Source organism: Pseudomonas putida, from assembly GCF_025905425.1.
GTDB classification, from domain to species: Bacteria; Pseudomonadota; Gammaproteobacteria; order Pseudomonadales; family Pseudomonadaceae; genus Aquipseudomonas; species Aquipseudomonas putida_AF.
Window position 1 is genome coordinate 4,398,540 of record NZ_CP109603.1, and the last position, 25,977, is coordinate 4,424,516.

27 protein-coding genes and 1 riboswitch are annotated in these 25,977 nt (G+C 62.3%); of the genes, 8 read left to right on the forward strand and 19 right to left on the reverse strand.

Features of this window, described 5'->3' with window-relative positions; genetic code table 11:
• Positions 1 to 9 precede the first annotated feature (9 nt).
• From OGV19_RS19720 to OGV19_RS19730, 3 genes are all read right to left on the reverse strand, one after another.
• Complete coding sequence (locus OGV19_RS19720) at positions 10 to 876, reverse strand: RHS repeat-associated core domain-containing protein (protein ID WP_264310279.1); 867 nt, start codon at positions 874 to 876, stop codon at positions 10 to 12.
• 117 nt (positions 877 to 993) lie between these two features.
• Positions 994 to 1,476 (reverse strand): glutathione peroxidase, encoded by a 483-nt coding sequence (locus OGV19_RS19725; RefSeq protein WP_264310280.1) that lies wholly within the window; start codon positions 1,474 to 1,476, stop codon positions 994 to 996.
• Positions 1,477 to 1,623: 147 nt separating this feature from the next.
• Entirely contained in the window at positions 1,624 to 2,109 is a 486-nt protein-coding gene (locus tag OGV19_RS19730) for an FKBP-type peptidyl-prolyl cis-trans isomerase (RefSeq protein WP_016501463.1), read from the reverse strand.
• Between OGV19_RS19730 and OGV19_RS19735 the strand changes: the two genes are divergently transcribed.
• Positions 2,108 to 2,410, forward strand: a complete 303-nt coding sequence (locus OGV19_RS19735) for a DUF3565 domain-containing protein (RefSeq protein WP_264313978.1) — start codon at positions 2,108 to 2,110, stop codon at positions 2,408 to 2,410. The genes OGV19_RS19730 and OGV19_RS19735 overlap by 2 nt on opposite strands.
• Positions 2,411 to 2,442: 32 nt before the next feature.
• On the forward strand, positions 2,443 to 4,530 hold the full coding sequence (gene pta / locus OGV19_RS19740) for a phosphate acetyltransferase (RefSeq protein WP_264310281.1): 2,088 nt from the start codon (positions 2,443 to 2,445) through the stop codon (positions 4,528 to 4,530).
• A 34-nt stretch (positions 4,531 to 4,564) separates the two neighbouring features.
• Here the strand turns inward: pta and OGV19_RS19745 are convergent, their stop codons facing one another.
• The 10 genes from OGV19_RS19745 to OGV19_RS19790 all read right to left on the reverse strand — a co-directional run bounded on the left by OGV19_RS19745 (position 4,565) and on the right by OGV19_RS19790 (position 17,603).
• Positions 4,565 to 5,284, reverse strand: a complete 720-nt coding sequence (locus OGV19_RS19745; RefSeq protein ID WP_264310282.1) for a YiaD family glycine zipper/OmpA-like lipoprotein — start codon at positions 5,282 to 5,284, stop codon at positions 4,565 to 4,567.
• A gap of 109 nt (positions 5,285 to 5,393) precedes the next feature.
• On the reverse strand, positions 5,394 to 6,038 hold the full coding sequence (locus tag OGV19_RS19750) for an MBL fold metallo-hydrolase (protein ID WP_264310283.1): 645 nt from the start codon (positions 6,036 to 6,038) through the stop codon (positions 5,394 to 5,396).
• A gap of 19 nt (positions 6,039 to 6,057) precedes the next feature.
• Positions 6,058 to 6,405 carry a type II toxin-antitoxin system ChpB family toxin gene (locus tag OGV19_RS19755; protein ID WP_264310284.1) on the reverse strand — a complete coding sequence of 116 codons (348 nt, stop codon included), beginning with the start codon at positions 6,403 to 6,405 and terminating at the stop codon, positions 6,058 to 6,060.
• Positions 6,402 to 6,680: an AbrB/MazE/SpoVT family DNA-binding domain-containing protein gene (locus tag OGV19_RS19760; protein ID WP_264310285.1), complete on the reverse strand. Its 279-nt coding sequence runs from the start codon at positions 6,678 to 6,680 to the stop codon at positions 6,402 to 6,404. Before OGV19_RS19760 ends, OGV19_RS19755 begins: the two co-directional genes overlap by 4 nt.
• 182 nt (positions 6,681 to 6,862) lie before the next feature.
• Complete coding sequence (locus tag OGV19_RS19765) at positions 6,863 to 7,555, reverse strand: sensor histidine kinase (RefSeq protein WP_264310286.1); 693 nt, start codon at positions 7,553 to 7,555, stop codon at positions 6,863 to 6,865.
• Positions 7,552 to 9,159 (reverse strand): tetratricopeptide repeat-containing response regulator, encoded by a 1,608-nt coding sequence (locus tag OGV19_RS19770; RefSeq protein WP_264310287.1) that lies wholly within the window; start codon positions 9,157 to 9,159, stop codon positions 7,552 to 7,554. The genes OGV19_RS19765 and OGV19_RS19770 overlap by 4 nt, the downstream gene beginning before the upstream one ends.
• Before the next feature lie 159 nt (positions 9,160 to 9,318).
• Entirely contained in the window at positions 9,319 to 12,036 is a 2,718-nt protein-coding gene (locus OGV19_RS19775) for a winged helix-turn-helix domain-containing protein (RefSeq protein ID WP_264310288.1), read from the reverse strand.
• A 275-nt stretch (positions 12,037 to 12,311) separates the two neighbouring features.
• The gene (locus OGV19_RS19780; RefSeq protein WP_264310289.1) at positions 12,312 to 13,676 is read right to left on the reverse strand and encodes a DUF1329 domain-containing protein; all 1,365 of its coding nucleotides are present in this window, start codon (positions 13,674 to 13,676) and stop codon (positions 12,312 to 12,314) included.
• A 25-nt stretch (positions 13,677 to 13,701) separates the two neighbouring features.
• The gene (locus OGV19_RS19785; RefSeq protein WP_264310290.1) at positions 13,702 to 15,588 is read right to left on the reverse strand and encodes a DUF1302 domain-containing protein; all 1,887 of its coding nucleotides are present in this window, start codon (positions 15,586 to 15,588) and stop codon (positions 13,702 to 13,704) included.
• Positions 15,589 to 15,920: 332 nt separating this feature from the next.
• Complete coding sequence (locus tag OGV19_RS19790; protein WP_264310291.1) at positions 15,921 to 17,603, reverse strand: fatty acid--CoA ligase; 1,683 nt, start codon at positions 17,601 to 17,603, stop codon at positions 15,921 to 15,923.
• A 216-nt stretch (positions 17,604 to 17,819) separates the two neighbouring features.
• Between OGV19_RS19790 and OGV19_RS19795 the strand changes: the two genes are divergently transcribed.
• The 3 genes from OGV19_RS19795 to OGV19_RS19805 all read left to right on the forward strand — a co-directional run bounded on the left by OGV19_RS19795 (position 17,820) and on the right by OGV19_RS19805 (position 20,692).
• Positions 17,820 to 18,785: a 2-hydroxyacid dehydrogenase gene (locus OGV19_RS19795; protein WP_264310292.1), complete on the forward strand. Its 966-nt coding sequence runs from the start codon at positions 17,820 to 17,822 to the stop codon at positions 18,783 to 18,785.
• A gap of 55 nt (positions 18,786 to 18,840) precedes the next feature.
• Positions 18,841 to 19,839 (forward strand): methyltransferase, encoded by a 999-nt coding sequence (locus tag OGV19_RS19800; RefSeq protein ID WP_264310293.1) that lies wholly within the window; start codon positions 18,841 to 18,843, stop codon positions 19,837 to 19,839.
• A 39-nt stretch (positions 19,840 to 19,878) separates the two neighbouring features.
• Positions 19,879 to 20,011: riboswitch (yybP-ykoY riboswitch) on the forward strand.
• A 99-nt stretch (positions 20,012 to 20,110) separates the two neighbouring features.
• Positions 20,111 to 20,692 carry a TMEM165/GDT1 family protein gene (locus tag OGV19_RS19805; RefSeq protein WP_264313979.1) on the forward strand — a complete coding sequence of 194 codons (582 nt, stop codon included), beginning with the start codon at positions 20,111 to 20,113 and terminating at the stop codon, positions 20,690 to 20,692.
• 124 nt (positions 20,693 to 20,816) lie between these two features.
• Here the strand turns inward: OGV19_RS19805 and OGV19_RS19810 are convergent, their stop codons facing one another.
• The 4 genes from OGV19_RS19810 to OGV19_RS19825 all read right to left on the reverse strand — a co-directional run bounded on the left by OGV19_RS19810 (position 20,817) and on the right by OGV19_RS19825 (position 22,811).
• Positions 20,817 to 21,632: a M48 family metallopeptidase gene (locus OGV19_RS19810; RefSeq protein WP_264310294.1), complete on the reverse strand. Its 816-nt coding sequence runs from the start codon at positions 21,630 to 21,632 to the stop codon at positions 20,817 to 20,819.
• Between the two features lie 97 nt (positions 21,633 to 21,729).
• Positions 21,730 to 22,350: an SOS response-associated peptidase gene (locus OGV19_RS19815; RefSeq protein ID WP_264310295.1), complete on the reverse strand. Its 621-nt coding sequence runs from the start codon at positions 22,348 to 22,350 to the stop codon at positions 21,730 to 21,732.
• A 15-nt stretch (positions 22,351 to 22,365) separates the two neighbouring features.
• Positions 22,366 to 22,626, reverse strand: coding sequence for a putative signal transducing protein (locus OGV19_RS19820; RefSeq protein ID WP_264310296.1), 261 nt, complete (start codon positions 22,624 to 22,626; stop codon positions 22,366 to 22,368).
• A complete protein-coding gene (locus OGV19_RS19825; RefSeq protein ID WP_264310297.1) occupies positions 22,626 to 22,811 on the reverse strand; it encodes a CPXCG motif-containing cysteine-rich protein in 186 nt (61 codons plus the stop codon). The genes OGV19_RS19820 and OGV19_RS19825 overlap by 1 nt, the downstream gene beginning before the upstream one ends.
• Before the next feature lie 122 nt (positions 22,812 to 22,933).
• On the opposite strand from OGV19_RS19825, the gene OGV19_RS19830 reads away from it, so the two are divergent.
• Positions 22,934 to 24,103 carry a 1-acyl-sn-glycerol-3-phosphate acyltransferase gene (locus OGV19_RS19830; RefSeq protein ID WP_264310298.1) on the forward strand — a complete coding sequence of 390 codons (1,170 nt, stop codon included), beginning with the start codon at positions 22,934 to 22,936 and terminating at the stop codon, positions 24,101 to 24,103.
• Positions 24,104 to 24,136: 33 nt separating this feature from the next.
• On the opposite strand, the gene OGV19_RS19835 is transcribed toward OGV19_RS19830, so the two are convergent.
• Positions 24,137 to 24,397, reverse strand: coding sequence for a hypothetical protein (locus OGV19_RS19835; protein WP_264310299.1), 261 nt, complete (start codon positions 24,395 to 24,397; stop codon positions 24,137 to 24,139).
• Positions 24,398 to 24,557: 160 nt separating this feature from the next.
• Here OGV19_RS19835 and OGV19_RS19840 point away from each other — a divergent pair, with 160 nt between their 5' ends.
• On the forward strand, positions 24,558 to 24,764 hold the full coding sequence (locus tag OGV19_RS19840; protein WP_264310300.1) for a hypothetical protein: 207 nt from the start codon (positions 24,558 to 24,560) through the stop codon (positions 24,762 to 24,764).
• A gap of 64 nt (positions 24,765 to 24,828) precedes the next feature.
• On the opposite strand, the gene OGV19_RS19845 is transcribed toward OGV19_RS19840, so the two are convergent.
• Positions 24,829 to 25,413, reverse strand: a complete 585-nt coding sequence (locus OGV19_RS19845) for a YajG family lipoprotein (RefSeq protein ID WP_264310301.1) — start codon at positions 25,411 to 25,413, stop codon at positions 24,829 to 24,831.
• A 144-nt stretch (positions 25,414 to 25,557) separates the two neighbouring features.
• Between OGV19_RS19845 and OGV19_RS19850 the strand changes: the two genes are divergently transcribed.
• Complete coding sequence (locus OGV19_RS19850) at positions 25,558 to 25,791, forward strand: hypothetical protein (protein WP_264310302.1); 234 nt, start codon at positions 25,558 to 25,560, stop codon at positions 25,789 to 25,791.
• The last annotated feature ends 186 nt before the right edge of the window (positions 25,792 to 25,977 follow it).

Genomic DNA, 25,977 nt, shown 5'->3' on the forward strand with positions numbered 1-25,977 from the left:
GATCGCCAGCTACCGTGAGCCCCTTATGGCTTGCGCGGACTCATTCACGGCCAGCAAGGTTTTTTCTGTATTGACGATCCGAACACGAACTTTCTCGATTTCTACTGAAAGTACATCAGCGATATACTCTGGTGATTCGTCGAAAATGATCTTGCTACCTTCTTTCCCTTGCACTGCCTTTGAATGACGCTTCGTCAATAACGCATAGTCATTTTTATGATATTCAAGGCTTTCGTTCAACATCATCTTGCCTACTTTTCTTTCTGCAGGTGTTAAAGCGGTATGCGGCATAGGCTTGCCCGCCGATGATTCGATCGGGTAAATCTCGTCAAAAATCCGCTTCCCGTGCTTGGCTTTAACATACTCATACATGATTGAGTCTGTTGCCTTGAGCACTCGTTCCCCCGCATTTCTCAGCATCCCTTTGAGGGCCTTCAGCATATGGCCTGACGGATCGCTGTGGTTGACAGGATCGCCTTTGCAATACGCGTAGGTGTTCATGCCGGCGGCACCGAAGGGGCTCCAGTCATCAGGGGCGGTAAACCGCATCAAGACAGGGTTGTAAAGGCGGTAACCCTTGCCTAGCAGATAGCCTTCCGTCAAAGACTCGGGTACCTGACCGGTAAACCCAGGCAGTAAAGGATGGGGGGCCTGGTAACCGTAAGGGGCGTAGAGGCGAAACTCTACTGGCTGTTTGGGGTGGGATTGCGTGGCCGGTGATAAAGCATCATTGGCCAGCAGTATCGATGTCTGTGCATCGGCGCTTTTAATCACGACTGCATGTGCGTGCTCTGCCACATCGAAGACACGTCGCTGCTCTTGCTCTTGATGTAGCAACGTCAGGCGATGCCCTTGATAAAAATACATAAGCGCCATTTGCCAAACCTCGTGATGCGGTTCGCGAGGTTGAAGTTTGACAGCGCACCTACTATTGCCGCTACTGGCAAAAATATCAGTTCATATCGGCGATGGGCCGCAAAGCGGCCCGTGTGTTCAGCCCAGCGCTTTCTCGATAGCCTGCACCACCGCAGGGTCGTCCGGGGCAGTCCTTGGCGAGAAACGCGCCAGCACGCGCCCATCCTTGCCCACCAGAAACTTTTCGAAGTTCCAGGTGATGTCGCCGGGAAATTCAGCCCCTTCCCCCGCCAGCAGGCGATACAGCGAATGGCGGTGCGGCCCGTTGACCTCAAGCTTGGCGCCCAGCGGGAAGCTCACACCGTAGTTGAGGCTGCAGAATTCCTGGATCTCTTTCTCGCTGCCTGGCTCCTGGCCGGCAAACTGGTTGCACGGCAGCCCCAACACACTGAACCCCTTGCCCTTAAACTGCTGTTGCAGCTTCTCCAGCGAAGCGTATTGCGGCGTCAGGCCACACTTGGAGGCAACGTTGACCACCAGCACCACTTGGCCCTTGAACGGTGCGAGGGGCAGCTCCCCGCCGTTCAGTGCCTCCAACTTCAGGTCGTGAAATGCACTCATGTTGTAATCCCCTCTCAGGTTCCCGATTGCCGCGGGGGGCGAAATCCGCCCAATAAAAAGGCGCTCGTCCAAGCCGTCCACCTCCCGTTGGGAAGGCAAATCGGCTTGCCCGAGCGCCTGGCGACTCTCTGAGCTTAGCGCAGAAAATCAGTGGTGATGGCCACCTTCACCGTGGATGTGACGGTGCGCGATTTCTTCTTCGCTGGCGTCACGCACGTCGACAACCTTGACCTGGAAGGTCAGGCGCTGGCCGGCCAGCGGGTGGTTGCCGTCAACGGTGACGTCGTCGCCGTCGAGGTCGCGAATGGTGACGATCTGCATCTGGCCATCCGGCGCCGAAGCGTGGAACTGCATGCCGACTTCCAGCTCGTCAACGCCTTCGAACAGGCTGCGGTTCAGGGTGCTGACCAGCTCGGCCAGGTATTCACCGTAGGCGTCTTCCGGCTCGATGGAGACGTTCAGCTCGTCACCGGCCTGCTTGCCTTCCAGCGCCTTTTCCAGGCCCGGGATGATGTTGCCGGCACCGTGCAGGTAAACCAGCGGCGCGCCACCGGCGGAGCTGTCGATGGTCTCCCCGGCGTCGTTGGTCAGGGTATAGTCGATGGAGACAGCCTTGTTGGCGGCGATCAGCATGGGGCAAGACCTTTTGCAAAAGTATGTAGAGCGGACAAGTGTAACCAAGCCATCGCCCGATTGCGAACGTGCCTCGGCCGAGGAACGGTCCATCAGTCGGATCACAGGCTTCCATCAGGACCAAGAAGGCCACTGGGTGGTCGAGTTGTCGTGCGGCCACACCCAGCACCTTCGTCACCAACCTCCTTGGCAGGCGCGCCCGTGGGTGCTCGATGCCGAACAGCGCCAGCAGCGCATCGGCGAGGCTTTCGCGTGTGGCTGGTGTGCACAGGCAGCCGATAGCGCTACCCTTGGCCGTTGACTCCTTGCACCGCTTTAATTCGAGAAGCACGCATGCAAACATTTTTCATTGCGCCGACCGACTTTGGTGTCGGCCTGACATCGATCAGCCTGGGCCTGGTTCGCACCCTCGAACGCGCAGGCCTGAAGGTCGGCTTTTTCAAGCCGATCGCCCAGCCCCACCCGGGTGATACCGGCCCTGAGCGTTCCACCGAACTGATCGCACGCACGCACGGCATCAAGCCGCCCATGCCGCTGAGCCTGGCCCACGTCGAGCGGATGCTCGGCGATGGCCAACTGGACGAGTTGCTGGAGGAAATCATCCGCCTCTACCAACAAGCCTGCATCGGCAATGACGTGGTCGTGGTCGAAGGCATGGTGCCAACCCGCCACGCCAGCTATGCGGCGCGGGTCAACCTGCACCTGGCCAAGAGCCTGGATGCCGAGGTGATCCTGGTATCGGCCCCCGAAAACGAGGTGCTCAGCGAGCTGTCCGGGCGCGTCGAACTGCAGGCCCAGCTGTTCGGCGGCCCTCGCGACCCGAAAGTGCTTGGGGTCATCCTCAACAAGGTGCGTACCGACGAAAGCATGGCGGACTTCGCCACGCGCCTGCGCGAACATTCGCCATTGCTGCGCGGCAACGACTTCCGCCTGCTCGGCTGCATCCCCTATCAGCCCGAACTGAACGCCCCGCGCACCCGCGACGTGGCCGACCTGCTCGGCGCCCAGGTGCTCAACGCGGGGGACTACGAGCAGCGGCGCATGAGCAAGATCATCATCTGTGCGCGTACGGTGGCCAACACCGTGCCGCTGCTTACATCCGGCACCCTGGTGGTGACCCCAGGCGACCGGGACGACATCATCCTTGCGGTAAGCCTGGCGGCAATCAACGGCGTGCCCCTCGCCGGCCTGCTGCTGACCAGCGACAGCAAGCCCGATGCACGCATCCTGGGGCTGTGCCGTGGCGCCTTGCAGGCCGGCCTGCCGATTCTTTCGGTGAGTACGGGTTCGTACGACACGGCTAATCAGCTCAATTCGCTGAACCGCGAGATCCCAGTGGATGACCGCGAGCGTGCCGAGTTCATCACCGATTTTGTCGCCAGCCATCTCGACGCTGCCTGGCTGCATCAGCGCTGCGGCACGCCACGCGAGCTGCGCCTGTCGCCAGCGGTGTTCCGCTATCAACTGATCCAGCGCGCGCAGCAGGCCAACAAGCGCATCGTCCTGCCAGAAGGCGCCGAGCCACTGTTGGTGCAGGCAGCGGCAATCTGCCAGGCCCGTGGCATCGCGCGTTGCGTACTGCTGGCCAAGCCCGAGGAAGTCGAAGCGGTCGCCCGTGCCCAGGGCATCACCCTGCCTGCAGACCTGGAAATACTCGACCCTGAGTTGATTCGCGGGCGCTATGTCGACGCGATGGTCGATTTGCGCAAGAGCAAGAACCTCAATGCCCCCATGGCCGAGCAGCAACTGGAAGACCCGGTGGTGATCGGCACCATGATGCTGGCACTGGATGAGGTCGACGGCCTGGTCTCGGGCCTGGTGCACTCCACCGCCAACACCATCCGCCCTGCCCTGCAGCTGATCAAGACAGCACCAGGCGCCAGCCTGGTGTCGTCGGTGTTCTTCATGCTGTTCCCCGAGCAGGTGCTGGTGTACGGCGACTGCGTGATGAACCCGCACCCAAGTGCTGCAGAACTGGCAGAAATTGCCCAGCAGAGCGCCGAATCGGCACACGCCTTCGGCATCGCGCCACGGGTGGCGATGATCAGTTATTCAAGTGATTCGGCGAGCGATGAAGAAGTCGACAAGGTGCGTGAAGCGACCCGCCTGGCACAGGCCGCCGCGCATGATCTGCTGATCGACGGGCCGTTGCAGTATGACGCCGCAGCCAACCCGGCCATCGCCCGGGAACTGGCACCGAACAGCCCGGTTGCTGGGCGTGCCACGGTGTTCGTTTTCCCGGATCTGAATACCGGCAACACCACTCACAAAGCGGTGCAGCGCAGCGCCGATGGTGTCAGCCTGGGGCCGATGCTGCAGGGCTTGCGCAAACCGGTGAATGATTTGCCGCGAGGGGCTCAGGTTGACGACATCGTGCATACCATCGCCCTGACGGCGATTCAGGCCAGCGTCGTGCGTTGAACGTCAGGGGGCGCCTGGCGCCCCCGTCTCGCTTTTACGGGTACTGCTGAACCTGCCCTTGCTGGTCATACTGCTGGCCGGGAATTGGCTTCAGGTTGACCTCTACACGACGGTTCTGCGCGCGGCCGTTGGCGTCGGCGTTGCTGGCGATTGGCTGGTCCGGGCCCAGGCCACGGGCGGAAATGCGCGAAGCATCGACACCCTGCGAAGTCAGGTAGGTGCTGACCGCTTGCGCACGGCGCAGGGACAGGTCCATGTTGTGCTGGCGGCTGCCGGTGCTGTCGGTGAAGCCAACCACTTCGATGGTGTTCTGGTTGAACTGCTTGAACGAACCGGCCAGGTTGTTCAGCGGCGAGTAGAAGCTTGGCGCGATGTTGGCCGAGTCGGTGGCGAAGGTGATGTTGCCTGGCATGATCAGCTTGATCTGGTCGCCCTGGCGCTGCACCTCGACGCCGGTGTTGGCCATTTGCGCGCGCAGCTCGGCTTCCTGCTTGTCAGCGTAGTAGCCGTAACCCGCAGCGGCGGCACCCACTGCGGCAGCGCCGATCAGTGCGCCTTTACCCCGGTTGTTGTGGTCGATGGCGGCGCCGGCGATGGCACCGGCCAGCGCGCCCAGGCCGCCGTACTTGGCGGTCTTGCTCATCCCCGTGGAGCCCTGCGCCTGACCCTGGTTGTCGTACGGGTTCTGGCTGGCGCAGCCCGTCATCAGGGCGGCGGCGGTTGCGACGATAATCAGACGACGCATGGTGAACATGGACAAGCTCCTACTGAAATTCATAAATGCGGCAGGCCGCGAATGGCTCTATGCCAGCCTTGGATTGCCAAGATGGCAAAAAATTCCATGAACGTGTTTTCACCGAGGTTCATGCCCGCACAAACGGGTTCTCGCGCATCTCGTCACCCAGGCGGGTATCGGGCCCGTGACCTGTGACCACGATGGCCTCTTCATCCAGCCGGTACAGCCGCTCCTTGATCGAACGAACGATAGCCCGCTGATCGCCGCCCCACAAATCGGTGCGGCCGATACCGCGACGGAACAAGGTATCGCCGGCAATCAGCAGCTTGGCATCGGCAAACCAGAAACTCATCGACCCCGGCGTATGCCCCGGGGTGTGCAAGGCTACGCCACACCCGCAGGCCAGCTCCTCGTCATCGCCCAACCAGCGATCTGGCGGTGGCACCGGGGTGTAAGGCACGCCGAACATCTGGCATTGCATCTCAAGGTTGTCCCACAGCGACTGGTCATCTTTGTGCAGGTGCAACGTCGCGCCAGTCAGCGCCTTGAGCTTGCCTGAGGCGAGGAAGTGATCGAAGTGCGCATGGGTGTGGATGATGCTCACCAGGGTCAGGCCGTGGGCCTGCAGGCGGGCGAGGATTTTCTCCGGGTCACCGCCTGGGTCGACGACGATGGCCTTTTTGGTCAATGGGTCGCCGATCAGGGTGCAATTGCATTGCAACGGGCCTACGGGGAAGGTTTCACGGATGAGTGCTGACGGTGTCATTTCCATGGGTGAACACAGGAACCAATTAATCGAAGAGGGTTTGCACCCGAGCCAGCGCGTCGAGGACGACTAATTCGGGAACGGTTTCAACACGTTTGGCACTTCTGGCTTCGAGATCCACAGTGCGGATCTGGTTGCAGAGCATTACACCTTGCGTCTGCGTGCCCGCACCACTGAGGGTAACGGCAAACCCTGCATGCCTTGCAAAATCGCCACCTTGGGAGATAGGGACAATGACCGCGAGCCCCGCAGCATTGAAGGCTGCAGGCGTGAGCACCAATGCAGGTCGCCCTGCCCCCTGCTGCTCTCGACCGACGGTAGGGTCAAGATTGACGCGAACGATGTCGCCTCTGGCGAACTTGGCCCGCTTCACACTTCCCGCCCCACTGGACGCATCGCGTTCCAGTCGGCCATATCCTCTGGCTCCGGTGCGCTCAGATCACACTGTGCCATCAATTCTTCAAGGGTGTATTTGGGTTTTGTTCTGAGGGGCTTGAGCACCATCGTTTCGCCCGCCGTATCCAGGCTCAGCGTTGAGCCGACACCCAGTTGCAGCTGCTTGAGCACCGCTGCCGGCAGACGAATCGCTGCACTGTTGCCCCACTGCTGAATCTTGATCTGCATAAGTATCTCCCAAGGTAGATACATAGTAGAAACCCTCCAAGTGATTGCAAGTGAAATGTAGAAACGTCGTATCTACACTGTCACTCGCTTGGCTTTAACAAAAGCCCTGTAATCACTAGAAGGAAATGCCTTACATCGCATTGGGAATCGACTCTCGGGAGCAATACCAGAAACTATCTAGCCAGGTGCAATGGCCACGACAAGGCTCAGGGCAAGAACAACCTGAACAACCCGCCTCCCAGCGCCCCACCATTGGAAATTTCGATCCGCCCCTTCACCCCATCGCTCTCATGCAACGCTGCGATCCGCGCGGCGAAATACAGGCCCAGGCCGGTACTGCCGCTGTGTGAGTCGATGCCCTGGATGAACTCTTCCTGGCGTTCGAGCATGCGCTGTGGATAACCTGGGCCGTCATCGTTGACGCAGATAACCAGCTGATTCGCCTCTTCCTCGATACTGATCAACAACGCATGCCCGGCAAACCGGGTGGCGTTGGTGATCACGTTGGCAATCACTGATGCCACCAGCTCGCGGTCGAAGAAGCCCAGCGGGTTATCGGTGTCGATGCGCCAGGTGGCGAGGATGTCATTGTGCTTGAGCACTTCTTGATGGGCGGCCAACTGGGCTTCGATGAAGTCGTCCAGCTCATGGTAGTCCGGGCAGACCGGCAGCTGGTTCACGCCCAGTTTGTACAGCCCCAGCAGTTGCACCAGCATACCGTTGAGGTGACGAAACTCGTGTTCCATCACCCCTTGCTCGGTACCGCCACGCAACTCTTCGGGCAAACGCGCCAGCCACTGGTCATGGGACTGGATCAGCGCTGACAGGGAGTTTTTGAGGTCGTGCACGGTGGAGGCGATCACCGTGGAAAAATCCAGCCCCTGATTGTCTTGATTCATGCGCCGAACACTCGGATGTGCAGTTTGCCATAGCGGTCATAGCGGTTATCGCTGGCAGGGATGCCGGCCACGCGGGTCAAGGCGTCGCGGCATTCCTGCATGATCGCAGGCTGTGGGTCATCCCCCCCGATGCGCAGCAGCGCCTGGGCGGTGTTGAGGGCGATGCTGATGTTCTTGGGTTGCAAGGCCAAGGCCTTGCGGAACAACTGCAACGCTTCGTTGAGCTGACCTCCCTGGTAACTGCGCACTCCTTGGCGGTTAAGGGTGACTGCCTCGGTGATTGCATTGAGTACGGCCGGATCATCCGTCAGCTTGGCCACCCTCTGCATCACTTTGGGGTCGTCGCCGTAACTTTCAACGCAGCTTTTGAGCACGCCGATAGCGGCCGCTTCCTGCCCTGAGGCCTGCAACTGAGCAGCCACCGTCAACGCGGCATCGACCGAGAAGAACTGCTCCATCTTGTCCAGACGCTGCATGGCCTGCTCGGTGAGCTTGGCGGCGGTCTCGGCATCCCCGGCCTGCTGCAGGCTGGCGGCCTTCATCATGCGGGCGCGTACCTGCAGGCCCTGATCCTCAGGGTTTTCCTTGGCCACTTCACTGAGCACGGTGTTGATCTCGACGCGGGTACGGGCGTCCAGGCCGAAGCCTGCGTTCTTGTTCATCAACGCCTGAACCAGGCCAAGGTTGTTCTCGGCATCCTTGTAGCGCGAACTTTGCCCCTGGTTCACCGCATGGCGGAACGCTTTCGAGGCGGTTTCAAAATCTTCGTTGCCCAGCGCCAGCTTGCCCAGCGTGGCCTGTCGGCGTACCGACAGCGGCGACAGGCGTACCGCTTCTTCAAGCATGTTCTGGGCGCGCTTGTTCTCGCCTTGCGCCACCAGGGCCTCGGCCATGCCATCGTACAGGCCCGGCATGATCGGGAAGGCCTTGAGTGCCTGTTCGTACACGCCCTGGGCCTGTGCATGCTGGCCACGCTTGTGCATCAGGCTGCCCAGCGCCGAATACACCCACGGCTGCGGACGGCTGGCGAGAATGGCCTTGAGGAACTTTTCCAGCTCATCGAAGCGATTGAGGTTGCGCAGCGCATCGGCCCGATAGCGCAGGCACAGGGGTGCAAAGCGCGGGTCCTTCTTGCACAGTTCAGCGCAGGCCGCCAGGACTTCAGCCGGGCGCCCACGGTCCAGCGCCTGGAGGATGGGCTTGAGCAAGGTCTTGCGCTGGAACAGCTTCTCGACACGCTGGGCCAGCCCAACCCGGTTGAACGGCTTGGTCAGGTAGGCATCGGGCTCATGCTCGATGGCACTGAGGACAATGGCCTGGCTGCTCTCTGCCGTCACCATGATGAACACGCACTCATGGCTGATGTGCTTGTCGAGGATCAGGTCTTCGAGCACCTGCTGGCCGTTCTTCTTGCCGTCGCCCAGGTGGAAGTCCTGCAGGATGAAGTCATAACGTTTCTGCGCACACATGCGCAGGGCCTGCTCGCCGCTGTCGGCGGTGTCCACGTCGCGCACACCCAGTTCGCGCAGCATGGACCGGGTCGACGTACGAAAGTCGGTGAAGTCGTCGACGATCAGAAAGCTCTTTTGCCCGTACTGCAGCATCAACACGACCTGTATTGGGATGATTGAAAAATCGCGCAAGGCGATGCATACCACCGAATGCTGTATCGGCAGCCAGTCGGGAAAGATGAGGATAGAGCATGCAGCGCGCTGAACGATGGCGGGCAATGGCCTCAAGCCATCACTTTAGCGGGCACTGCCTCAGGCCAGCAAGCCCAGTGATTTGGCCTTGGCCACCGCTTGAGTCCGGCGCTCGACGCCCAGCTTGCTGTTGATGTGGCTGGCATGGGTCTTGACGGTATGCAGCGAGATGAACAACCGTTCGCTGATCTGCTGGTTGGAGCAGCCCTGGGCGATCAGCTCAAGCACAGCCCGTTCGCGGCCGCTCAATGCCTCGCCACTGCCACTGCTGAGCACAGGCAACTGGGGCAACCGTTTGAGCAGCTCTACTTGAACCGGGCAAGCCGAGCGCGCCGCGAGCTGCTCGTGCAGCCACTGTGGGTGTTTTTCGAGCAAGGGTTGGAACGGTTGCAGAACGCCGCCCTGCGCGGCTTCGAGCGCCTTAGGCAGCAGCCCGGCAGCCTGCGCGTCACAGCCTTGCGCGAGCAGCAGGGCGATCCACTGGCACAGGGCGCTGACTGCCAGCAGCATCCCGCCACTGACCAAGCCTCGTTCGACCAGCCCCGACAGGCGTTGAACCGACGCATCAGTGCGTAGCTGGATACGCTCCAGCAATGCCTGCTGCAGTTCGATGTGCAGGGGTAATAACGGGTGGAACTCCGGAGCTGCCGCAGGCTGCTCGCCACCGTAGGTCTGCCCCAGTCGCAGCAACCAGGACTCGGCAAGATCGGTGCGCCCCTGTGCCAGCCACAGCTCGCACTTCACCAGGGTAATCATGGCCAGATAGTAAATCGGCGGAACATCCCAGATGTGCATCAGCCGTTCCGCCTCGGCTAACTCAGCGAACGCTTCGGCGAAGTGGCCCTCCCGGCCATCAAGCGTAGCAATGACACAGTGGCCGATCAGCACGCTGATGTCTCGACAAGCCCGCGCCTCACCAAGCCCCGCACGCAAGCGCGCACGGCCCTGGGCCGCTTGCAGCCGCGAGACCAGCAGGTAGCCTTCGTATAGGGTCAGCCGCGCCCGCACTGCATACAACCGCTGCCCCGAAAGCCCTTGCAGGCGCTGCAAGCCCTGGCGCACTTCGTCCAATGCCCGCAACACTTCGCCGCGGGCGTGCAGCACCCGTGCCCGGTCATAATGCGCCAAAGCCTCGAACAGCGGGTTACCGACGCGCTGGGCCAGCTCCAGGGCTTCGCGGTTCCAGCCCCGCGCGTGCCAGAAGTCGGCATCGGCAATGGCCAGGTTGGACAGTGTCGACAGGCACACCAGGCGCTGGCCATACCGTTTGCACGGCAGGCTCTGCAACGCTTCACCGCAGTAGGCCAGGGTGCGTTCACGATCACCCCGACCGCGCGCGATCACCCCGCTCAGGGCCAGCCACTGGGCCAGCATGGACTTCTGCGCGGTCGCCGACGGCGCAGGCAGAAAACGGCTGAGGTAGCCTGCCAGCTCTTCGGCCGCATCCAGCTGACAAGCCAACCCCAACGCCCAGCTGTACAGCACGATCAGGCGCGGCGTACTGATCAGCAAGCTCTCGGGCAGGTCCATTTTCCAGCGCAGCAGCATGCCGACGTTCTGCTCGGCCAGCAGTTGCTCCTCGGAGAGGCTCTGCACCAGGTCGGCAGCGACATCAAGGTGGCCAGCACGCAGCGCCTGTTCAACCGCCTCGTCCAGCAAACCCTGGGCCTCGAACCAGCGACAGGCACGCAAATACAGACGCGCCAGCGGTTCGCTGGCCTGGCGGCTACGCAGCAGGTCGGAGAACAGGTGATGGTAACGAAACCAGTGGCCGTGTTCGTCCAGGGGCACCAGAAACACCTGATGAGCCTGCAGAAAGCGCAGGATGTCGGCGCTGTCCTGGCGGTCACGCAGGGCATCGCAGAGCGGCGCGCAGAAGCGCTCCTGGCACGCCGTGTCGAAGAGAAAAGCCTGTACGTCCGCCGGCAGGATTTCGATGACTTCTTCCAGCAAGTAGTCGCGTATCAGCCCTTCGCCGCCGTGCAAGGCGTGGGGCAAGGCATGCTCATCGCCTGATTCGCTGGCCGCCAATTGCCAGAAGCGCAAACCGGCCACCCAACCGTCACTGCGCTGGATCAGGTTGTCCAGCGCCTGGCCACGCAGGCCGGTGGGTTGTCGGCCGATCACCGCCAGCGACTCGTCGGGGGTCAGCCGCAGGTCCTGCTCGTTGAGCTCGGTCAGTTGCCGCGACAGGCGCAGCCGCGCCAAGTGCCAATCCGGGCGCTGGCGACTGGTGATCAACAGCACCAGGCCACTGGGCAAGTGATTGAGGAAAAACTGCAGGCAGCGGTCGAGCACCGGCCCCTGGGCCAGGTGGTAGTCGTCCAGCACCAATAAGAGGGGGGTATCGGCTTGCAGGTACTGGGCAAGTTCGTCGAGCAGGCCGTCGATCCACTCCTCGAAGGCGAATGGCTGGTGGCGCTGGCGCATTTTCAGCAGGCCCATGGCCTGGCCACCCAATGCAGGGCAATACTGCTGCAGGCCTTCGAGCAGCCGCTCAAGAAAACGGCCAGGGTCGGCGTCGCGCTGGCTCAGGCCAAGCCAGAGGCTGCGCCAGTGCTCAGGCAGTGCTTCGCAGAATTCGATGGCCAGCGAGCTCTTGCCAAACCCCGCCGGCGCGTTGACCAGCAGCAACCGCCCGCTGAGGCCGGCATGCAGGCGCTGGCACAGCCGCGCACGCGGCACATGGCCATCCGGCAGCGGCGGCCGGAAGAAACGCCCGTCCAGCAGGCCCAGGGCCTGGCTGGCGAATCCATGCGTACGGGACAGATCTGTCATGGCCGGCTCGTTCTGGGTGGAAGACAACGGCGATACGGATGCTTGCGAGACTAGCGGGTAACGCAGCGCATTTGAAGATGATGGGCACAATTAGGCCGCAAAAGACTACGACAAAAAGCAACAACACTGATGGACGCGGGTTGGATCGGGGCTTTGGCGGAATATTCACCGGCTTTATCACCGGTTTTGCAGGGCCGCGCAATGTTGGACCTGAACAGAAACGCCCCGGCAAGCCGGGGCGTTCTGGGGATCACACGGAGGTGGCACTCAACGGTTCAACGAACGCCTGACTGACGCAGCGCCGCTGGCTGGAAATCGGCCTTGCTGGCACTGAAGCCGAAGTCATAGGCACGCTTCTCTTCGTTTTTCATGCCCAGCGCCAGGTAACGACCCGACTGCAGGTCGTAGATGGTTTCCAGGGTGTACCACGGTACCTGCATGTTGTAGTAGTCCTGGGAGTGCGCTTCGGACACCCGCCACAACTGGCCACGCCCGTCATACTGGTCGATCACGGCAGCCTGCCAGGTGTCTTCGTCGATGTAGAAGTCACGCTTGGCATAGATGTGCCGCTGGCCAGGCTTGAGCGTCGCGACCACATGCCACACCCGGCGCAGCTCGTAGCGGGCCAGGTCCTGGTTGATGTGCCCGGCCTTGAGGATGTCGGCGTACTTCAGGCTCGGCGAGTCGAGTTTGTAGCTGTTGGAAGCGATGTACAGCTCCTTTTTGCCCTCGAGCTTCCAGTCGTAGCGGTCTGGCGCGCCGTTGAACATGTCCAGGTTGTCCGAGGTACGCAGGCCGTCGGCAGCGGTGCCTGGGCCGTCGTACGACACTTGCGGCGCCTGGCGCACGCGGCGCTGGCCGGCGTTGTAGATCCACGCCTTGCGTGGCTCCTTCACCTGGTCCAGGGTCTCGTGTACCAGCAGCACCGTACCGGCCAGACGCGCTGGGGCGGTCACTTCCTGCTTGAAGTAGAAGAGGATGTTGCCTGGGTTGTTCGGGTCGTAGTCCTTCATCTTGTCGCGGAAGACGAACTGGTCCGAGAAGTACACCAGGCTGTAAGAACCGTTCTGCTGCGGTGTGGCCTGAGTTACCAGGCGGCTGACGCTGCCGCCACGGTAGCGGGTGATGTGGTTCCAGATCACCTCAAGGCCGCTGTGGGGGATCGGGAACGGCACGGCGGTGCGGAAGTTGTTCAGGCCGTTGCCGCCTTCGACCAGCGTGGTCTTGGTGGCGTTTTCCTTGATGGCAGCGAAGACGTCGTCAGGTACCGAGGAGCCGCGGTGGGTCTTGAACACGGGGATCTTGAAGGTATCCGGGTAGCGCTTGAACATCGCCACCTGGCCCGGCGAGAGCTTGTCCTTGTACTGGTCGACGTTCTGCGCAGTGATGGTAAACAGCGGCTTTTCGCTGCCATAAGGGTCGGAAAGGAACCCTTTGGCATCAGCGCTGCCCGCCGTCTTCGACAGCGGTTGCCAGGCACTGATCGAGCCATCGGCGTTACCGGCCTTTTCGGCGCCCATCGGGGTAAGGGTGCCGCCCAACTTGGCCGCCTCATCGGCAGACACCGCTGCCATGACGCTGGTCGCCAGCAGGGACAGCCCCAGCACACCGGCTTGCAGCAGACTTCTGGTCTTGTTCATGTTGTGTCGTCCTGGATCAGTATTCTTAGAAGTTCACGCCGAAGCTGAGGGCGACGAAGTCGCGGTCATCCACGGTGCTGTACTTGCCGTCGAAGAAGTTGGTGTACGACAGGCTCGCCGTGTAGGTGTTCTGGTACTCGGCGTCCAGGCCCAGGCTGACGGCCTTGCGGCCTTCCTCGAAGTTGGCGCCAGGGCCAGGCGAGTAGCCGGAAACGTCATGCGACCAGGCCACGCTGGGCTTGAGGTTGACCCCGGCGAAGACGTCGTTGTAGTCCCAGATGACCCGGGCGCGGTAACCCCAGGACGTGCTGGTGGTGTAGCCGTCGTTCTCGCATTTGCGATTCAGGTTGGTGGTGGATGCCCCGGCACCTGCGCCAGCGATGGTGCTGCCATTGAGTGCCTGGCAGGTATCCGCACCGCCGGTGGCAGGCAGCGGGCCAGGCCCGAAGACCGGGTCACGGCCGTAGCGGGTCTCGCGTGCGTTTTCCAGGCCGCCGACGTGGGTGACCCCAACTTCGCCCACCACGGTCATGCGGCTGGCGCCCATTACCTGGTCGAAGAAGTGCGTCAAGGTGGTCTGGAACTGGGTGATTTCCTTGCGACGGTAGCCGTGCAGGTCCTGGCCTGGGGTACCGGAGAGCAGCGAAGCGTTGCTCAGGGCACCACCAATCGGACGCACACCGGAGAACAGGATGTCGGTGGTATTCAATTGCACGGGCGCATTCGGGCGATAGCTGACTTCACCACTCCAGGCCGTACCCGTAGGCAGCGTGGTGGAGAAGCTCAGGCCATACAGGCGGATGTCCTCGGGGTACTCGACGAAGTACTCGGAGTTGCCGGCCACGATCAGCGGTGCCAGCGCCCGCAACTGTGCAGGCAGCGCGCTCAGGCCGGCGAACACCGACGGTGGGGCGCCGGTGGCGCTGAAGATCGGCGCGCGGCTGTGGTAGTTCATGAAGTAGGCACCGAACTCGGTGTCCAGCGGGTCAAACATGTAGCGCAGTGCCACGCCGAACTGGCCGCTGTCGCGGGCATCACGGTCGGCGCCGCGGCGCACCATCACCCCTTCCTCGTTGATGTCCACGCCCCGGGTGGCGAGGAACTGCTGGGCCGCGCCCGGCACCGTGCGGCTGCTGTTGAGCACGCGCAGGTTGTCGGTACAGCCGTCGGCGATGATGTCTGGCTGGGAGAAGAACGTGCCGCAGTTGTCGACGACGGTCTGGTCCCATTCAATCTGGTAGAAGGCCTCGGCCGACAGGTTGTCGGTCAGGCTCTGGGAGATGTAGAACATGTTGACCGGGATCAGGCCTTCCTTGACCTCGGCCCCTGGGCGGCGGAACGCGGACACGTCGATTGGGTTGATCGAATTGATGCCACCGCCGATGAAGGTACTCTCACCCCAGCTGACAACCTGCTTGCCCAGGCGCACCGAGCCTGGCATGTCGCCAATCGAATAGTTGTGGTAGACGAACGCATCGAGCAGTTCGGCGCCGGAAGACTTGGCGCCTTCCTTGCGGTTGGAGTCGCTGATGTCCTTGAACTCACGGCCCTCGTCCTTGAGTTCGAAGTCGTACCAGTACTTGCCACGTACGAACACCCCGGTGTCGCCGTACTTGAGCTCCAGGTCGTGGATGCCCTTGAAGATCTTGGAGAAGGTCTCGCCACGCTTGAAGTTGAGGTGGCCGTCATCGGAGGTCTGCGACAACCCCTTGCCGCCATTGTTGACCCCGATCAGGTTCTTGTTCGGGCTGGCGGTCGACCAGCTGGCGCCGACGGAGAGCGACGAGTCGAACTGCCCTTCGATTTCCCCAATGTTGAAGCTGACAGCGAAAGCAGGGCTTGCGAGCGTGGAAGCAAGGCTGACGGCCAAGGGCAACTTGGCCCGGCGCCAGAACAGGTTTGCAGATTTCATCGACGCTACTCCATGTACTTTTTTGTTATGGCAGTGAGTCCTTTCAGAAACGGTCCGTGGGACCGGTATGCAGGCTTGCGCCTGCGGCAACACGGCTTGCGCGTGTCGCCCTCCCCCATTCCTGAAAATCCCCTGGCCCCGACTATAGCCAGCAAGGCACAGGCGCTTGATCCCTCTAAAGTGTGATTTGCGCTCCGTGCCGCCAACTCGCTCCGCTGTTTTTCTGGTTACGCGCTGGCAAGGCTGAAGCATGGCGCATTTTAGCTGTTTGGCAAGGCAACGAGCTCTCTAGCATGCGGGTCGTGCTCTGGCGTGCACGACCCGCATGGTGCTTACAGCGTCGAAAGAAACGTGCTGTTACTGGCCTGCCACTGGACGATGTCCTGGCGGATGCGTTTCTTGTCGAGTTTGCCGACACTGGTCTTGGGAACTTCAGTAACAACGGCGATCTGGCTGGGAATCGCCCATTTGTTGATGTGCCCTTGCTCGACAAAAGGCTTGAGGTGCTCCTTGAGCGACTTGGCATCGATGGCCTGCCCATCGCGCACCACCAGCAAGGCGAAGGGCCGCTCGCCCCACTGCGGGTCGGCGATGCCCACCACCGCCACTTCGCGCACCGCGGGATGACGGCTGATCAGGTCTTCGAGGTCGAGCGAGGAGACCCACTCACCGCCGGTCTTGATCACATCCTTGATGCGATCGCGGATATCGATGTAGCCCATGCCATCGAGGGTCGCGACGTCTCCGGTGTGCAGCCAGCCGCCCTGCCACAGCTCTTTGCTCTTTTCCGGCTCTTTGAAGTAGCCCATCGTCAGCCAGGGGGCACGCAGCACCAGTTCGCCCTGGGTCTCGCCATCGGCTGGGAGGAAATTACCCTCGCCGTCGACGATCGCCGCTTCAACCAGGGGTACCGGCACACCGGCCTTGATCCGGTAGGTGACACGCTCATCCTCACTGCCCGCCTGCAATTCATCGTTCAGGTGCGCAGCCCCGATCAGCGGGCAGGTCTCGGACATGCCATACGCCGCAGTCAACTGGATGCCGCGCGCCAGGGCCGCCTGGTAGAGCGAGCGGTTGAGCGCACTGCCGCCGATGATGATCTTCCAGCCGGCGAAGTCCTGGCCTTGAGCGGTCGGGCAATTGAGCAGCATCTGCAGAATGGTCGGCACGCAATGGGAAAAGGTGACCTTCTCTTCGCGCCACAGCTTGACCAGCATGTCCGGCTCGTAGCGCCCCGGGTACACCTGCTTCATGCCAAGCATGGTGGCGGCGTAAGGGATGCCCCAGGCATGCACGTGGAACATCGGGGTAATGGGCATGTACACATCGTTGCTGCCAAGCAGGCGCACGCTGTCGATGCTGCCGGTCACCGAGGTTTCGGCCAGGGTGTGCAACACCAGCTGCCGATGGGTGAAGTACACGCCCTTGGGGTTGCCGGTGGTACCGGTGGTGTAGAAGGTGGTGGCCACCGAATTCTCGTCAAAATCCGGGAAGTCGTAACGCGGGCTGGCGGCGGCAAGCAGTTGCTCGTACTCGCCGACCAGGTCGGGCAGGTCGGCGGTCTTGTCTGGGCCGTCGGTCAGCAGCACGGTCTTATCGACGGTCGTCAACTGCCCGGCGATGGCCTGGTAGAGGCCGACGAAGTCACTGTTGACCAGCACCACGCGGTCTTCGGCGTGGTTCATGGTGTAGAGGATCTGCTCCGGTGACAGGCGCACGTTGATGGTATGCACCACCGCACCGATCATCGGGATGGCGAACATGCATTCCAGGTAGCGATGGCTGTCCCAGTCCATCACCGCCACCGTGTCACCGGCCTTGACGCCGGCTTCGGTCAGCACATTGGCCAGGCGTGCGATACGCTCGTTGAGCTGTGGATACGTCAGGCGCAACTGGTCGCGATAGACGATCTCGCGGGTTCTCTCGTAGCGGCTGCCAGACATCAGCAGGCGTTTGATCAACAGGGGATAGGCGTAGGCACCTTCGGCGGGTTTGATGATGCGGGTCTGCAACATGGGTATCCCTTTTCTGAAAAGCGAGCCGGACAAGTCTGGATCTACTGTAGTAGCTGAATGTGACGGTCAAATCAGCCGAAGGAATGATTTGGACGAGCGAGGTATGAGTGGCAGGCGTTGACGTGCAGCAACTGCGGGCTAGACACTGCGGCTAGCCGCTTCGGACACTGCGCCGAAGCTGATGGCCCTTTTCCCGCCCCGCCACCGGAGACCCCCATGCCCAGCCCGCGTCGCGCCGTGTTCCTCGATCACCAATCCCTGGACCTGGGTGATCTCGACCTGTCCCCCTTGCAATCGCAGTTCGATGCGTTCGAGCTGTTTGCCGCCACCCGTCCGGAGCAGGTCGCCGAGCGCCTGCAGGGCGCCGTCGCGGTGGTCAGCAACAAGGTCATGCTCGATGCCGCGGCCCTTGCGGCCAACCCGCAGCTCAAGCTGATCCTGGTGGCCGCCACCGGCACCAACAATGTCGACCTCGCGGCGGCCCGCGCCCAGGGCATCACGGTGTGCAACTGCCAAGGCTATGGCACGCCGTCGGTCGCCCAGCATACCCTCGCCCTGCTGCTGGCCCTGGCCACGCGCCTGTGCGACTACAACCAGGCAGTGGCCGACGGCCGCTGGGCAGAGGCCAGCCAGTTCTGCCTGCTGGACTACCCCATCGTCGAGCTGGAGGGCAAGACCCTGGGCCTGCTCGGTCATGGCGAACTGGGCGGCGCGGTAGCACGGCTGGCAGAAGCCTTCGGCATGCGCGTCTTGAGCGGGCAGATCCCCGGTCGCCCGGAGCGCGCCGACCGCATGGCCCTGGAAGACCTGCTGCCGCAAGTGGACGCGCTGACCCTGCACTGCCCACTGAACGAGCATACCCGGCACATGATCGGGGCCCGTGAGCTGGCCCTGCTCAAACCCGGCGCCCTGGTGGTGAATACTGCACGGGGTGGCTTGATCGACGAACAGGCCCTGGCCGACGCCCTGCGCCAGGGCCGTCTGGGTGGCGCCGCTACTGACGTGCTGAGCGTCGAGCCACCGGTCAACGGCAACCCGCTGCTGGCAGGCGATATCCCGCGCCTGATCATCACCCCGCACAGTGCCTGGGGCGCAGTGGAGTCGCGCCAGCGCATCGTCGGCCAGCTCAGCGAGAATGCCCAGGCCTATTTCGCCGGTCAGCCACGCCGCGTGGTCAGCTGAGCGCAGCGTTAGCCTCTGCTACACTGCGCGACTTTTTTTACAGGAGGCGTCGTCCATGGACCCGCGCAGTGAAGTGTTGCTCCGCCAGGCGGACCTGTTCCAAGGCCCGCTGCTGCTCGCCGGCGCGCCCGCCGACGACCTGCTCGGCCACCTGCCCATGGCCCATGGCTGGACCTGGCATGCCGGTGACCAGGCCATGCTCGAAGGCCGCTTTGCTGGCCGCAGCCATTACGGTGTCGAAGCCCCTGCGGTGGCCTTCGACAGCGCCGTGCTGTTCCTGCCCAAGTCCCGCGAGCTGGCCGCCTACCTGCTCAACGCCCTGGCCTCGCGCCTGGCCGGGCGCGAACTGTACCTGGTCGGCGAGAAACGCGGCGGCATCGAAGGCGCGGCGAAGCAACTGCAGGCCTTTGGCAAACCGCGCAAGCTCGACAGCGCCCGGCATTGCCAGTTGTGGCAGGTGACCGTCGACCACGCGCCTAAGGCCACGCCGCTGGAAAGCCTGGCCGAGCGCTTCGAACTTGACCTCGAAGATGGCCCACTGCAGGTGGTCAGCCTGCCGGGCGTGTTCTGCCATGGCCGCCTCGATCGCGGCAGCGCACTGCTGCTCAAGCACCTCGATGGCCTGCCGAGCGGGCATGTGCTGGACTTCGGCTGCGGCGCCGGGGTGCTGGGCGCCACGGTAAAACGCCGCTACCCGCAAAGCCGGCTTACCTTGCTGGACGTGGACGCGTTTGCCGTGGCAGCCAGCCGCCTGACACTGGCCGCCAACGGCCTGGAAGGTGACGTGATCAGCGGTGATGGCATCGATGCGGCCCCTGCCGACCTGAGCGTGATCCTGAGCAACCCGCCGTTTCATACCGGGGTGCACACCCATTATCAGGCTTCGGAGAACTTGCTGAAAAAATCCGGCTTACATCTGCGAAAAGGCGGCGAAATGCGCCTGGTGGCAAATAGCTTCCTGCGTTACCAGCCGCTGATCGAGGGGGCGCTGGGCAACTGCCAGGTACGTGCCGAGGCCGATGGTTTTCGTATCTATCAGGCAACACGCGGTTAAAAACAGCACTTGCCGAAACCGATTCGGCTAGGCAGAATCCGCACCGTCCTAGGGGAGTAGTCTCCCGCGAGCACCCAGCTCGCCCGGCACGCGTCAACATACTTGGCCCACAGGCCATGGCGCGTGCGACCCACTATGCAGAGCCTGCATAGAGAGATCCGCACAGACGGATCCGCGGTTTGACAAGACCTATGACACGCACACCTTACCCGGGGCGGGAAGGCTGTACGTGTCATAGCCGTGTCGACCCGCCCCCGTAGGAAACCTGATGCTGGAATCTCTGCTGGTCCCCACCGCCATCGTTGCCCTCGCCGAAATCGGTGACAAGACGCAACTGCTCGCGCTCATTCTCGCTGCCCGCTTTCGCAAGCCGTGGCCGATCATCGCCGGTATTATCGCCGCTACCCTGGCCAACCATGCTGCGGCTGGCGCCGTAGGTGCGTGGGTCGGCGGGTTCTTCAGCGACTCGGCGCTGCACTGGATCCTGGCCGCCAGCTTCACCGCCACGGCACTGTGGACGCTGGTGCCGGACAAGATGGATGACGATGAAAACCCTGCGCGCCGCTTCGGCCCGTTCCTCACCACGCTGATTGCGTTCTTCCTGGCTGAGATCGGCGACAAGACCCAGGTGGCAACGGTGATGCTCGCAGCACAGTACCCGCACCTGATCATGGTCATCATTGGCACCACCCTGGGCATGCTGATTGCCAACGTGCCGGTGGTACTGGCGGGTAACTTTGCGGCGGACAAGCTGCCGTTGACACTGATTCGTCGACTGGCGGCTACCGCGTTTGCCGTGCTGGCGGTGGTGGCCGTGTATTCGGCGATGAAGGCCAGTGGCTGGGTGGGCTAACGGAAAGCTGGGGGCGCGTTGCGCCCCTTTCGCGGCGCAAGGCCGCTCCCACAAGCCGGTCGCTGCACCCGTGGGAGCGGCCTTGCGCCGCGAAAGGGCCGCAAAGCGGCCCCCATGTCAGTGATTACTTCTTGGCAGCCTGATACAGCGGCATCACCTTCGGAATGGCTGCCTGCAACGAGGCAATGCGGCTCTCGGACGCCGGGTGAGTGCTCATGAACTCAGGCGGTGCGCCTTCGGAAGCCTTGCTCATCTTGTTCCACAAGGTGATTGCGGCATTCGGGTCGTAACCGGCACGTGCCGACAGCTCCAGGCCGATCAGGTCCGCCTCGTTCTCGTTGGAACGGCTGTTGGGCAGGGTCATGGCGTAGTTCACCACGGTGTCGGCCATGGCCATGCTGCCCTGGCCCAGGCCGAAGATAGCGCCGGCGCCCTGGCGGGCCATTTCCACGCCATAGGCCTTGGACATCGCTTCGCGGCTGTGCTCACGCAAGGCGTGGGCAATTTCATGGCCGACCACGGCTGCGATCTCGGCATCGGTCAGTTTGAGCTGGTCGATCAGGCCGGTATAAACGATGATCTTGCCACCGGGGCCGCAGTTGGCGTTGAGCTCATCGCTCTTGATCACGTTGACCTCCCAGTTCCACTGGGCGGCATCCGGGCGAAACTTCGGCGCCTGGGCGATCAGCCGGTCGGCGATGACCTGCACGCGCTTGGCGTCGGCGCTGGACTTGTCCAGCACGCCTTTGTTCGACGCCTCACCGAGGGTCTGCTGGTAGGACTGGGCGTACATCTGGTTGACCTCATCGGTCGAGAGCATGCTGAACATGTACTGCTTGCGCTCGACACCGACGGCACCGCCGCTGGTGGTATTCACCGCCTGGCAGCCTGCCAGCAGGATACCGGCACTCAACATACTGACAACAAATGACTTACGCATGAAAACACTCCCTTTTACATGCGGCGTATCCTAGGCCTAGTCGCCAGGACCCGCCATAGCCGCAGGGAAGAATTTTACCGACGGTGCAACCGCGCAATCAGGCCGGCGTCAGGCACTCCGGTGCATCCAGTTTCGGGTCATTGACGAAATTGGCCAATGCCCGCTCACGCAGCGCCGCCGGGGGGCTGGCCAGCAGCTCATGCAAACGTGTCATCGGCGTATCAGGGTCCAGCCACGCCGCCTGCCCCGCCTCGTCCAGAATCAACGGCCGGCGCTGGTTCATGGCCGCCTGGGTTACCACCGCGCAGCTCAACCAGACCTGGTCCTGTACCGGGTAGGCCTCCCACACCGCCGCAAAATACAGCGAAGAACCCTCCCCCGGCGTCAGCCAGTAGGGGCGTTTGCGCACTGTGCCGCGCCATTCGTAAAAGCCGTTGGCCGGCATCAGGCAGCGGCGCTGGCGAAAGGCTTCGCGGAACATCGGTTGCTCGGCGAGGGTTTCGGCACGGGCATGGGCAGGCGTACGGGAAAGGTCGGTGAGCCAGGCCGGGGTCAACCCCCAACGGGCCTTGGCCAGTTGCTGCTGGCCGTCGATCTGACGCTGAATCAGCACCGAGGCACCGGGCGAGATATTCCATTGAGCCGGCTGGCCAACCGGAAAGCCCGGCAGACTGGCAAGGGCCTGGGGCCAGCGAAACAGGGCGTAACGTCCACACATGGGCGAATTCTGAACCTAGCAGATCAAGGTACCGGGATAACTTTCCGGTTCGTCACCAACCAGTGGCTGGGCGTCATTGTACGCATCGATCAGCTGCCGTGCGTACTCGGCCTGCTCGTCGGGCACGGCGAGCGCCAGCAAGCCCTGCATCGGCAGCTCACCGGCAGCACCGACCAGGTCACGCCCCACCAGGTGCACCGAAACCCCTTCGCTGACGAGCATGCCCATCAGCATTTCAGCCTCCAGCAGACTCTCCGGTTCGTAGATCCGCTGCATCAGGCATCGTCCTCGCGTCTGACCTCAAGCATCCATTCGTCACCGTGCACCTGCAAAATGAACACCACAGGCTGGCAACAGACCTGGCAATCCTCGGTGTAGACCTGGTCGCCACCGGAAATATCGACAGTGGTTTCCACGCGTTCGCCACAATAAGGGCAATCATAGAAGTCGGTTTCCAGCATCGCGGCCTCCGCAGTGACTTATGCGTATAATTGCCGGTCTGATTACAGGGCCTGTGCGTGTTCGAGCCGTTTTTCGAACCCCGCCCCTACCTTACTACCCTAGCCGTTTCCAACAAGAGAGCATGATGGGCGAATTCGATGCCATCCGACCGTACGACGACGCTGAGGTCCCTGCCGTGCTGGCACGCCTGCTCAGCGACCCGGCATTCCTCGATATCCTCACCCACTTCCGCTTCCCGCGTGCGGCCGGCCCCCTCGGATGGCTGCTCAAGCCGCTGATCGCCCGTCGCCTGCGCAAGGAATTCGCCGGCGTCACCTGCGTTTCGACCTTGCAGGACAAAGTCGAGTACTACGTCGATCAAACCATCGAACGCGCCACCGATGGCGTCACCTATTCTGGCGTCGAGCAACTCAAGGCCGGCACCGCGTACCTGTTCCTGGCCAACCACCGCGACATCGTCATGGACCCGGCCTTCGTCAACTACGCCGTGTACCACGCCGGCCTGCCGACGCCACGCATCGCCATCGGTGACAACCTGCTGCAAAAGCCCTTCGTCAGCGACATGATGCGCCTGAACAAGAGCTTCATCGTGCACCGCTCGCTCAGCGGTCGTCGCGAAAAGCTGGCGGCCTACCAACTGCTCTCGGCTTACATCAGCCACTCGATCCGCAACGATGGCACGTCAATCTGGATTGCCCAGGCCGAAGGCCGCGCCAAGGACGGTGACGACCGCACCGATTCGGCGATCCTCAAGATGTTCCACATGAGCCGCAAGGACGAACCGTTCGGCGCGGTCATCCAGAGCCTGAACCTGACGCCGGTTTCGATCAGCTACGAATACGACCCCTGCGACCAGGCCAAGGCCCGCGAGCTGTACATCCGCGCCACTACCGGTACCTACAAGAAGGCGCCGGGCGAGGACGACAACAGCATCGCCAAAGGCATCACGGGCTACAAGGGCCGGGTGCACATCAACTTTGCCCCGCCGGTGACCGAATACTTCGAAGACACCAAGCAGTTGGCAGCAGAAACAGACCGGCAGATCCTCGGTGGCTACCGGCTGTTCCCGGTGCACTACCTGGCCTACGCGATGTGGGACGAGAAAGATGAGGCTCTGCAAGTGCCGAGCGCCGAGAAGCTGTTCCCAGGCGAAGAGCTGGCACGGGCCAAGGAAGAATGGCAGCGTCGCCTGGATGCCTGCCCTGAAGAACAACGGCCGTACCTGGTATTGCAGTATGCGACGCCGGTGCGTAACCAGTACCAGGTCAAGCAGCAGACACCGGTTGCCTGATCGATGGTGGGGCTGCCTTGCAGCCCCAGTGGTTCACACCCAGGTGCTGAACCAGGACAGCAGCAGTGCCATGGCCAGGCACGAAAAACCGAGGATGTAGAAGTAACGCGGCACCCTCAGGTCAAACGCATCCACCCGCCCTTCATCCACCGCCAGGCTCTCACGCGTGACCGCCTCGCGCCGCCGCGCGTTGTGCAGCAGCATCCCGCCTGGGCAGGTCATCAGCAATGCCAGCAGATTGATCAGCTTGGTGGGATGGGCGGCCAGAACCCCCCAGAGCACTTGCAAGGACATCACGCAACCTCGGTTTGAACGTCAGCGAAGGCCGGCATTCTACCCAAGTCCGGCCTGGGCGCCCGGCCTTGGCGACAAAGTGTCACTTAATTTCATCTGTCATCGGCTCGTCATCAGAACAGGCCACCCTGTCGGCCTTTTCCCGATCCGGAGCTTGTTCATGCTGCATGCCGAAAACCAGGACCGCCTCTATCTTGTTGCCCAGAGCGACGAACAGCAGGCGTTGATCGATGGTTTTGCCATCAATGTGCAGGACCGTCAGTGGCTGGTCTACTGCGCACTGGGCGGGCATGCCCACCAGGATTTGCCGGAGGTGGATGTGGCCACCGGCTTCAGCGTGCTGGATTTTCATATCCAGGCGGACTGAAGCCGCCAATAAAAAACCCGCTGCCTGACAGCCAGGCAGCGGGTTTTTTAGTGCAACTGAACGGTTATTGGCCCAGCACCTGCCCGATGGTCGGGTCTTTGAACAGGCGGGTCAGCGCGTCGCTCAGCACATCGCTGACCAGCTTGGTGTTGGTTTCCTGGTTCGGCGCCATGCCAAAACGCTGATCCAGCGAAGCGCCGTAACGGCCACTGTAGCGGCGGTTGGCATTGGACACGTCAGCACGGAAGGTGGCGCCGATGGTGGCCTCGGTCACGTACAGGTTGTCTTTGGGCGACTGGTACTTCAGTTCGGCCAGGGTCACGGTCAGCTGCGGCGCATTGTAGGCGCTAGGCGTCGGGGTGAAACCGAGCAGGCGCACAGCGGCTTCGGCCTGGGCCTGCAGCTTGGGCAGGACATCATTGCCACTGACACTGATGGTGCTGGTCTCGGGGTACATGCCACCACGCGTGCCCAGGGACTGCGAAGCCCGACCATCAACAACCTTGACCACGACCGGCTGACCATGGCCGACAGGTGCGAGCTGGGCGGTGAGCTTGGGTTGCGGGCTGAGTTGTTGCGGGCTGTGGGCACAACCGACCAGGCTAAGGCTGGCCACGGCGATCAAACCGAACAACAGACGTTGCAACATGCGCGTTTCTCCAGAAAATGCGGCTAAGGCGCACAGTATACCCAGCCTCATACAGACCAGTCATCGCCAAGGCTGCGCTGTCACAATCGTTTCATGCCCCTGCCGTTATCCTTGGCCCAGCCCTAACACACAGGACTCGCCGCCATGGCCTCGCTCTGGACCCTGCTCTTCCAACGCCCGCGCCACCTCGCCTACGCCCACCTCGACGCCGAGGGCAGATGCCTGGCGTTCAAGCACTGCAGCCAGCCGCCAAGCGGCAGTGGCTGGGTTCAGGTCAGTGAAGTGCAGCTCGCCTGGCTGGGCCGCCAATTGCCCGCCAGCGCCCGGGTTTGCACTCGCGCAAACAACCGTTGGCAACAACGCAGCCTGCCGGCCTGACAAACGCTGCAATAAAAACCACGAATAACGACCTTTCTGCCCGCGACATCGCTATAATCTCCCCCCGATTATAAGGACGTCTCCTGATCGGGCCCCGCATTTGCCGCTTGACCCCGGCACCTTCACCGCTTCGCCCACAGAGAGCCTTCCACTCAGGTCTTGCATCGGCTGTCGTGCCTGCTTTTC

What these genes read in the sequence shown, in the direction of transcription:
- OGV19_RS19720 (WP_264310279.1), bottom strand. Translation starts at nt 876, where the DNA reads ATGGCGCTTATGTATTTTTATCAAGGGCATCGCCTGACGTTGCTACAT.
- OGV19_RS19725 (WP_264310280.1), bottom strand. Translation starts at nt 1,476, where the DNA reads ATGAGTGCATTTCACGACCTGAAGTTGGAGGCACTGAACGGCGGGGAG.
- OGV19_RS19735 (WP_264313978.1), top strand. Translation starts at nt 2,108, where the DNA reads ATGGGGCAAGACCTTTTGCAAAAGTATGTAGAGCGGACAAGTGTAACC.
- OGV19_RS19730 (WP_016501463.1), bottom strand. Translation starts at nt 2,109, where the DNA reads ATGCTGATCGCCGCCAACAAGGCTGTCTCCATCGACTATACCCTGACC.
- pta (WP_264310281.1), top strand. Translation starts at nt 2,443, where the DNA reads ATGCAAACATTTTTCATTGCGCCGACCGACTTTGGTGTCGGCCTGACA.
- OGV19_RS19745 (WP_264310282.1), bottom strand. Translation starts at nt 5,284, where the DNA reads ATGTTCACCATGCGTCGTCTGATTATCGTCGCAACCGCCGCCGCCCTG.
- OGV19_RS19750 (WP_264310283.1), bottom strand. Translation starts at nt 6,038, where the DNA reads ATGGAAATGACACCGTCAGCACTCATCCGTGAAACCTTCCCCGTAGGC.
- OGV19_RS19760 (WP_264310285.1), bottom strand. Translation starts at nt 6,680, where the DNA reads ATGTATCTACCTTGGGAGATACTTATGCAGATCAAGATTCAGCAGTGG.
- OGV19_RS19765 (WP_264310286.1), bottom strand. Translation starts at nt 7,555, where the DNA reads ATGAATCAAGACAATCAGGGGCTGGATTTTTCCACGGTGATCGCCTCC.
- OGV19_RS19770 (WP_264310287.1), bottom strand. Translation starts at nt 9,159, where the DNA reads ATGCTGCAGTACGGGCAAAAGAGCTTTCTGATCGTCGACGACTTCACC.
- OGV19_RS19775 (WP_264310288.1), bottom strand. Translation starts at nt 12,036, where the DNA reads ATGACAGATCTGTCCCGTACGCATGGATTCGCCAGCCAGGCCCTGGGC.
- OGV19_RS19780 (WP_264310289.1), bottom strand. Translation starts at nt 13,676, where the DNA reads ATGAACAAGACCAGAAGTCTGCTGCAAGCCGGTGTGCTGGGGCTGTCC.
- OGV19_RS19785 (WP_264310290.1), bottom strand. Translation starts at nt 15,588, where the DNA reads ATGAAATCTGCAAACCTGTTCTGGCGCCGGGCCAAGTTGCCCTTGGCC.
- OGV19_RS19790 (WP_264310291.1), bottom strand. Translation starts at nt 17,603, where the DNA reads ATGTTGCAGACCCGCATCATCAAACCCGCCGAAGGTGCCTACGCCTAT.
- OGV19_RS19795 (WP_264310292.1), top strand. Translation starts at nt 17,820, where the DNA reads ATGCCCAGCCCGCGTCGCGCCGTGTTCCTCGATCACCAATCCCTGGAC.
- OGV19_RS19800 (WP_264310293.1), top strand. Translation starts at nt 18,841, where the DNA reads ATGGACCCGCGCAGTGAAGTGTTGCTCCGCCAGGCGGACCTGTTCCAA.
- OGV19_RS19810 (WP_264310294.1), bottom strand. Translation starts at nt 21,632, where the DNA reads ATGCGTAAGTCATTTGTTGTCAGTATGTTGAGTGCCGGTATCCTGCTG.
- OGV19_RS19815 (WP_264310295.1), bottom strand. Translation starts at nt 22,350, where the DNA reads ATGTGTGGACGTTACGCCCTGTTTCGCTGGCCCCAGGCCCTTGCCAGT.
- OGV19_RS19820 (WP_264310296.1), bottom strand. Translation starts at nt 22,626, where the DNA reads ATGCAGCGGATCTACGAACCGGAGAGTCTGCTGGAGGCTGAAATGCTG.
- OGV19_RS19825 (WP_264310297.1), bottom strand. Translation starts at nt 22,811, where the DNA reads ATGCTGGAAACCGACTTCTATGATTGCCCTTATTGTGGCGAACGCGTG.
- OGV19_RS19830 (WP_264310298.1), top strand. Translation starts at nt 22,934, where the DNA reads ATGATGGGCGAATTCGATGCCATCCGACCGTACGACGACGCTGAGGTC.
- OGV19_RS19835 (WP_264310299.1), bottom strand. Translation starts at nt 24,397, where the DNA reads ATGTCCTTGCAAGTGCTCTGGGGGGTTCTGGCCGCCCATCCCACCAAG.
- OGV19_RS19840 (WP_264310300.1), top strand. Translation starts at nt 24,558, where the DNA reads ATGCTGCATGCCGAAAACCAGGACCGCCTCTATCTTGTTGCCCAGAGC.
- OGV19_RS19845 (WP_264310301.1), bottom strand. Translation starts at nt 25,413, where the DNA reads ATGTTGCAACGTCTGTTGTTCGGTTTGATCGCCGTGGCCAGCCTTAGC.
- OGV19_RS19850 (WP_264310302.1), top strand. Translation starts at nt 25,558, where the DNA reads ATGGCCTCGCTCTGGACCCTGCTCTTCCAACGCCCGCGCCACCTCGCC.